This is a genomic window from Stenotrophomonas sp. 278 (assembly GCF_003935715.1).
GTDB lineage: Bacteria > Pseudomonadota > Gammaproteobacteria > Xanthomonadales > Xanthomonadaceae > Stenotrophomonas > Stenotrophomonas maltophilia_AH.
In genome coordinates this window covers 1-6315 of sequence record NZ_RHPP01000189.1, presented here as the reverse complement: position 1 = coordinate 6315, position 6315 = coordinate 1, and the positions used below count along the sequence as shown (strand labels likewise).

Here is a 6315-nt window from a genome sequence, read left to right as displayed (position 1 = left end):
CCCCACACTTCGTCTTTGTGGCTCTCGTACGTGTTGTTCCCCCCGCGGGGGTGGCGCCCGCCCCCCCCCCCCGGGGGGCCGGCCAACGGCCGGCGCTACCGGTATGATCGCGACTGGGGGACTACTACATGGAACGTAAATTCATCTGGCTGCTGGCATTACTCCTCGCACCAGGCACCGCCCTGGCCGCACCCGAATGCCTGCCCCGCTACCCGACCCCGGCCTCGATGGCGTCGATGTTCGACGTGGCCCAGGCCACGGCCGAATCCCTGGACGCACTGGAAGACGTGGACGTGGCGCTGCTGGCGCGCGGTGGCCAGGACCTGAGCAAATACGGCCTGCGACACAGCCACCTGGCGCTGGCACTGCGCGACGACGACGGCCAGTGGCGCGTGGTGCATCTGCTGAACCACTGCAAGTCTTCAACCTCGACCCTGTTCCGCGAAGGGCTGGGCAATTTCATTGGCGAAACCGGCACGCATACGGATATCCGCGTGGGCGTGCCCACACCGGAACTGCGCGCGGCATTGCATACGCTGCTTACGGGTGACGGCGCAACCGCCAAGGCGTTGCACGAGCCGCGCTACAGCGTGGTGGCGTTCCCGTTCTCGCTGGAGTACCAGAACTCCAACCAGTGGGTGCTGGAGGTGCTGGTGGCGGCGATGCAGCAGGCCGAACAGGGCAACACGATCAGCACGCGCAGGCAGGCGCAGTCGTACCTGCGTGCGTACCGCTACAAGCCCAGCATTCTGCACATTGGCGTGGGCAAGCGGCTGGGTGCGCGCTTCTTCGCAGCCAATGCGGCCACCACCGACCACCCGGGCAGCGAGCGCATTTCCGGCAACTACTCGGTGGTGAGGGTGGAATCTGTTTTCGATTTCCTGCAGCAGCATGATCTGCTGGCGCAGGAGCTGAGCGTGGCGCACGTGCCGGTAGCCGGCATGGCGGCACCGCAACCTTGAACCACACGAACAGGGAGACGCACTGATGCGCAGTTCTTTGATTTCCGCCGCACTGGCAACGCTGCTGGTGGCCGCACCGGTTCACGCGGGTGACCCGCCTGAAGGTTTCAGCGACAAGGTGACCAGTTACGGAATGGTGGGCTCGTCGGTCGCTGTGGCGATCGTCACCTCGCCGGTGTGGCTGACGCTGGGCGCTTCTCTTGCGGGCTCGGAGAAGCTGAGCGAGTCCGGCAACGGGAAGGGCAAGGGCAAGGCCGCGAAGGCGCAGCCACTGCCGCCGCTGACGGTGGAGACGGTGGAGACCACGGCCGATGGCGCCGTTGAGGTGGCATTGAGGAACCCGGAATCGCCCGAGGTTGCGGTGATCCAGTGGCCGGCACGCGAGAACAACCCGGGCAAGACGTTGAAGGTGGGCGATGTGCTGGACCTGACCCCGACCGAAGCCGGTGCCGGGTGGATGGTGGCCAATGCGAAGGGGGAAACCCTGGCGTTCATGCCGACGGCGGATGCGGCGAAGAATCAGATGAGTGAGGCGTATTGAGGGGGGGGGCCTCTGCCCGGTGGGGTACATGCGTTAATGCGTCGATCGGGTGTTATCGGCAGGCGTCTTGCGACCGCCTCTACCGGGCACACGTCCCGGTTGCCATGACGGGTGGTAGCGTCGGTCGATAGACGACGGCCGTGAAACGGCCAACGCCCGGGGACGCATGACCGGGAAGCGTAGACATTGCCCCTGAATCACCAGGGCAGTGCTCGGAAGTAGGCGCGCACCCGTTCGAATGCGGCGTCGAACTCGGGCAGCTCGCCCTCCACTTCGGCCTGCAGCGTGTCGTAATCCCGCTGAGCGCGTTCGGCGATCTCCGGGTTGTCGAACGCATCCCTGCCAAGCGGCACAGCACGGTCCTCGCATTTGACGCGCAGATCAACCAATACGTCCTGCTGCCACGGCGAGAACGCCAGTGCGGGGCGCTGCTCCAGCAGGTAGTACAGGTCATACACATCCTGCCGCCGGTTACGATTCCGCAGCGGCTGCTGCAGCAGGGCGCGAAGCTTCTCGGCCACCAGCGTGCTGAGCCCATAGACACGAAGGTGGCCGTGGTCGCCAATCACCACCTCTTCAGACGCAGGAATTCGCTCACGGAAGCTGAAGTCGATGGTGAGCGAATGCGGCGACTGCCCGGCCACCAACCGTTTGTGGGCAGGTGTGCCTTTCAACGCATAACCCACACGCATGCTCAGACTGACCCAGGTGCCAACTCGACTGGGTTTGACCTTGTAAGTCTGCAGGCGACAGTCCACGTCGTAGCCCAGCACTTCGCCCATGCTGGGCAGGGCCTGCGTGAGGAGGGCCAATGTCTCTTCTTCGACGTCCTCGGTGAAGGGTTCCGGCGTGGAGAAATCGACGTCGGTGGTGAAACGGGGGCTTTCATAGTGCAGTGCCATGAGAATGCCGCCCTTCATGCACAGCAGGCTGCGCAGACGGGGCGTCCTCGCTACCGATTCCAGAATGCAGTGCACCGCCTGCCGCATGACAACCTGTCGGGCATCCGCAGCGCGGACCCAGGCAGGGATGCCATGCAACAAGCTGGTCATTGATCGATAGGCTCCACTTTTCCGAGAACACCGACGCGTAGGCGGCGTGTGCATCGAGCTTACGTGAGCCACCGCGCGCTGCATCAACATGCCAGGCATCTATTTCTGGGAGATCAATGGCACACCGGTCGTTGAGGATGTAACCGGCTCGAACGCGATCAATCTTGCCGCCATTGGCACTGAATTCGGACACGATGGCGGCGATGTGCGCTTGTGCGTGTTCTTCGAAAACTTCGATCACGTGACGTATTCCGCCACATAGGTCGGGGCGCTGGATCATGTCGAGGAACGTGCGGCCTATGCCAGTCACGCGAAGGGCACTGTTCATCGCGTTTCGCCAGTGGCCTGCGTCCTTGGTGCGTAGCGTTTCGATGGCGACGCCGTTGATCCCAGCGATGCGGGTGTACTGCAGGGGCGGCAGATCGGCTGCTTCGAATGCCGACAGCAGTGGCCCGAGTTCGCGCGCGGTGCGGTCACGCGCGTGCTGCCGCCAGGAGGCGATGTCGAAGGTGACGAAGTAAAGACGCTTGGGCAGGCGATTGGTGAGGCCGTGGAATTCCATGGCGCTGAGGAAGGCGACGTGGCCGAAGGGGTCGATGGCGCACATGACTTCGGCCGGAGTTGCGTCCTTGCGGCCTGGGATCCTTAGTTGGGTGCTGGGTAGGCCGGCTTCCGGGAGCAGGGCTCCGCGTTCGATGAGGGCGCTGCGCGCGGCGAGGTAGGTGTCGTGGACGAGGCCGTTCTCGGGCCGGCGGATCGGGCGACCGGCGTAGTCGGGCTTGGAGAGGAGGCGCGAGAGTTCTACCGCCAGCGCGTGGTTGCTGATGACGGGCAGGGTGTATTCCTCGCGGAGCTTGAGGTCGAGGGCGTCGCGCCAGCAGATTTCGGGGGGCGATGTGGGCATGGGATCCGGCCTCGAGCTTTGATCTGCGAATCAACGTCCTCAGGACGTTGATTTTATATTGAATGCTAGTGAGTACGGGATGAACGGTAACACGCGACCGTTCCGATGGAAGTTCCAGCTTGTTATAATCAACGTCCTAAGGACGTTGATTCATATTGGTAGTGTCGCTCGACAGACGACGGCCGTGAAATGGTCAACCCCCGGGGACGCATGACCTGCGTCGGATAGGTTTGCCCGGTGGGGCCCATGCGTTAAAGCGCCGATCGGGCGTTATGGGCAGGCGTCTTGCGACCGCCTCTACCAGAGCCACAGCCAGAGCCAAGCCAAAGCCAAAGCCAAAGCCAAAGCCACGGCAGCATCCGGTGCCACATCCGGCCCCGGTGCGCCGGTTGGGGGATAATGCGCCCCCCTTCCCCACCCCGCCCCTGTTCGCCATGTCTGCGCGCCCCGATGTTGTGTTTGCCCCGTTGACCACCCGCAGCCTGCTGCTGGCGGTGTTGGCGATGGGTGCGGTGGTGCTGCTGTCGAATGTGCTGGTGCAGTTTCCGATCAATGACTGGCTGACCTGGGGGGCGTTCAGCTACCCGGTGGCGTTTCTGGTCAGCAACCTGATCAACCGGCGCTTCGGGCCGGCGGCGGCGCGGCGGGTGGCGTGGGCGGGTTTTGCGTTGGCGGTGGTGCTTTCGGTGTGGATTGCCACGCCGCGCATCGCGGTGGCGTCGTGCGTGGCGTTCATTGCGGCGCAGTTGTTGGATATCACCGTGTTTGACCGGCTGCGCCGGGGGAACTGGTGGCGTGCGCCGATGGTGGCGACGACGTGCAGTGCGACGTTGGATACGTGCATCTTCTGGAGCATTGCGTTTGCCGGGTCGAGCCTGCCGTGGGTGAGCTGGGCGGCGGGGGATCTGGCGGTGAAGCTGGGGATCGGGGTTTTTTTGCTGGCTCCGTTCCGGGCGTTGTTGTGGAAGATGGCACCTCGGGTGGGGTGATGGGGTTTACATCCCGAGCGATGGAGCCTGACCGGTAGGGTCGCACGACAGTCGACCGCCGGTAGGGGTTCAACGCGCGGGGAGGCATGACCGGGGAACGGAGGCATTTGCCCGGCGGGGTCCATGCGTTAAAGCGCCGATCGGGTGTTATCGGCGGTCGACTGTCGTCCGACCCTACCGGTCCGGCATTTCAGGCATTTCAGGCATTTCAGGCATTTCAGGCATTTCAGGCATTTCAGGCATTTCCGGCATTTCCGGCATTTCCGGCATTGCCCGCATCTCTGGCATTACGGTGAATTCGAGACGGTGAATTCGAGGCCGGCGGCGTTGCAGGCTGCGGTGATCACCCGCTGCGCTTCTTCCAATGCGGGTGTGGGTATGGCCATGCGTGGTCGGCGGTCGAGTGTGCAGGCCAGGCCGACATCGAGCAGGGCGGCGTGGGCTTCATGCAGGGATTGCGTTGACACGCATGGCGTGTCACTACGGGGCCATCCAATCTGGGCCAGGGCGTCTATGAGGCTGGGGGTATCGCGCGGCTTCAGCACCTGCGGGTGCTCGGCGGCGCTGGCGAGTACGCCGGTCTGCAGCAGGAACTCCAGGTCCACTACCCCGCCAGGACCCTGCTTGAGGTCCAGCCGGCCGGCGTCGCTGCGGTCGAGCTCGGTGCGCATGCGGGCGCGCATTTTCAGCACATCGGCGAACAACACCTCGCGGTCGCGTACGCGGCCAAGGGTCTGCGCGCGTACGCGTTCGAAGTCCGCCAGCAGGCTTTCATCGCCGGCAATGCCACGCGCGCGAACGAGGGCCTGGTGTTCCCAGGTCCAGGCGCGCTCGCGCTGGTATTCGGTGTAGCTGGCCAGCGAGGACACCAGTGAACCCTTGCCGCCATCCGGGCGCAGGCGTACGTCGATGTCGTACAGGCGGCCGGCGGCGGTGACGGCTCCGAGCAGCGCCATCACCTTCTGCGCAAGACGCGCGTACCAGCGGCCGGGGTCGAGCGGGCGCTTGCCGTCGCTGCTGTCCTGGTCCGCAGGATGGTCGTGCAGGAACACGAGGTCGAGGTCGGAACCAAACCCCAGCTCCAGGCCACCGAGGCTGCCGTAGCCGATGATGGCGAAGCGGCCGCCGGGAATCACACCGTGCGCCTGCTGCATGTCGGCCTCGGCCATCTGCAGCGCGGTGACGACGACGGCCTGGGCGAGCTGGGCCAGCTGGCGGGTGCTGTCGACGGCGCGCTGGCGGCCATCCAGCGCGGCCAGGGCCATGCGGAAGCTGAGCGCGAGGCGGGTTTCGTTGAGCAGGCGCAGCGCGGCTTCAGGGTCATCCACATTGAGCGCGGCGTTGCACTCGGCCTGCATGGCGGCTTCGTCGGGCATGGGACCGGAGACGCGGATGTCGAGCAGTTCGTCCAGCAGCAGCGGATACGCGGCGAGGCGCTCGGCCAGCAGCGCGCTGCGGGCGAGCACGTCAACCAGGCGGGCAAGCGCGCTGGGTTGCTCGTCGAGCAGGGCGAGGTAGCTGGTGCGGCGCAGGATGGCCTGCAGCAGGCCGAGCACGCGCTTGAGCGCGGCGTCGGGCTGCGGGGACCGGGTGGCGGCGTGCAGCAGTGCGGGCAGCACGCGGTCCAGACGGGCGCGGGCGGCGTCGGAGAGCGACTTCACGCCGTGGGACTGGGCGAAGTCGCGCAGCGACTGGTCGGCCCCGTGCGCATCACTGAAGCCGGCATCGGCCAGCACCTCGGCGCTGCCGCCTTCGGGCAGGCCACGCCAGTAGTTCGAAAGCGCATCGGGCGCGGCCTGGCCGGCGCGCGGGGCGAGCAGCGCGGCGAACTCGGTGCTGACGCGGGTGCGCTGCACATCGAGCGCGG

Annotated in this window: 6 protein-coding genes; 3 read left to right on the top strand and 3 right to left on the bottom strand. The window is 65.5% G+C overall.

Annotated elements, in window-relative coordinates:
- The first annotated feature begins 128 nt into the window (after positions 1-128).
- Together EGJ34_RS19890 and EGJ34_RS19885 are read left to right on the top strand one after the other, a co-directional pair.
- Positions 129-962, top strand: coding sequence for a DUF2145 domain-containing protein (locus tag EGJ34_RS19890; RefSeq protein ID WP_125362174.1), 834 nt, complete (start codon positions 129-131; stop codon positions 960-962).
- A 25-nt stretch (positions 963-987) separates the two neighbouring features.
- Positions 988-1503 carry a hypothetical protein gene (locus EGJ34_RS19885; RefSeq protein WP_125362173.1) on the top strand — a complete coding sequence of 172 codons (516 nt, stop codon included), beginning with the start codon at positions 988-990 and terminating at the stop codon, positions 1501-1503.
- Positions 1504-1700: 197 nt separating this feature from the next.
- Here the strand turns inward: EGJ34_RS19885 and EGJ34_RS19880 are convergent, their stop codons facing one another.
- A complete protein-coding gene (locus tag EGJ34_RS19880) occupies positions 1701-2405 on the bottom strand; it encodes a nucleotidyl transferase AbiEii/AbiGii toxin family protein (protein WP_260477074.1) in 705 nt (234 codons plus the stop codon).
- Positions 2389-3459 carry a type IV toxin-antitoxin system AbiEi family antitoxin gene (locus EGJ34_RS22805; protein ID WP_125362171.1) on the bottom strand — a complete coding sequence of 357 codons (1071 nt, stop codon included), beginning with the start codon at positions 3457-3459 and terminating at the stop codon, positions 2389-2391. The genes EGJ34_RS19880 and EGJ34_RS22805 overlap by 17 nt, the downstream gene beginning before the upstream one ends.
- Positions 3460-3893: 434 nt before the next feature.
- Here EGJ34_RS22805 and EGJ34_RS19870 point away from each other — a divergent pair, with 434 nt between their 5' ends.
- Positions 3894-4448, top strand: a complete 555-nt coding sequence (locus tag EGJ34_RS19870) for a queuosine precursor transporter (protein ID WP_125362170.1) — start codon at positions 3894-3896, stop codon at positions 4446-4448.
- 287 nt (positions 4449-4735) lie between these two features.
- Here EGJ34_RS19870 and EGJ34_RS19865 read toward each other — a convergent pair.
- A partial coding sequence (locus tag EGJ34_RS19865; protein ID WP_260477073.1) for a DUF294 nucleotidyltransferase-like domain-containing protein occupies positions 4736-6315 on the bottom strand: 1580 nt, incomplete at its 5' end.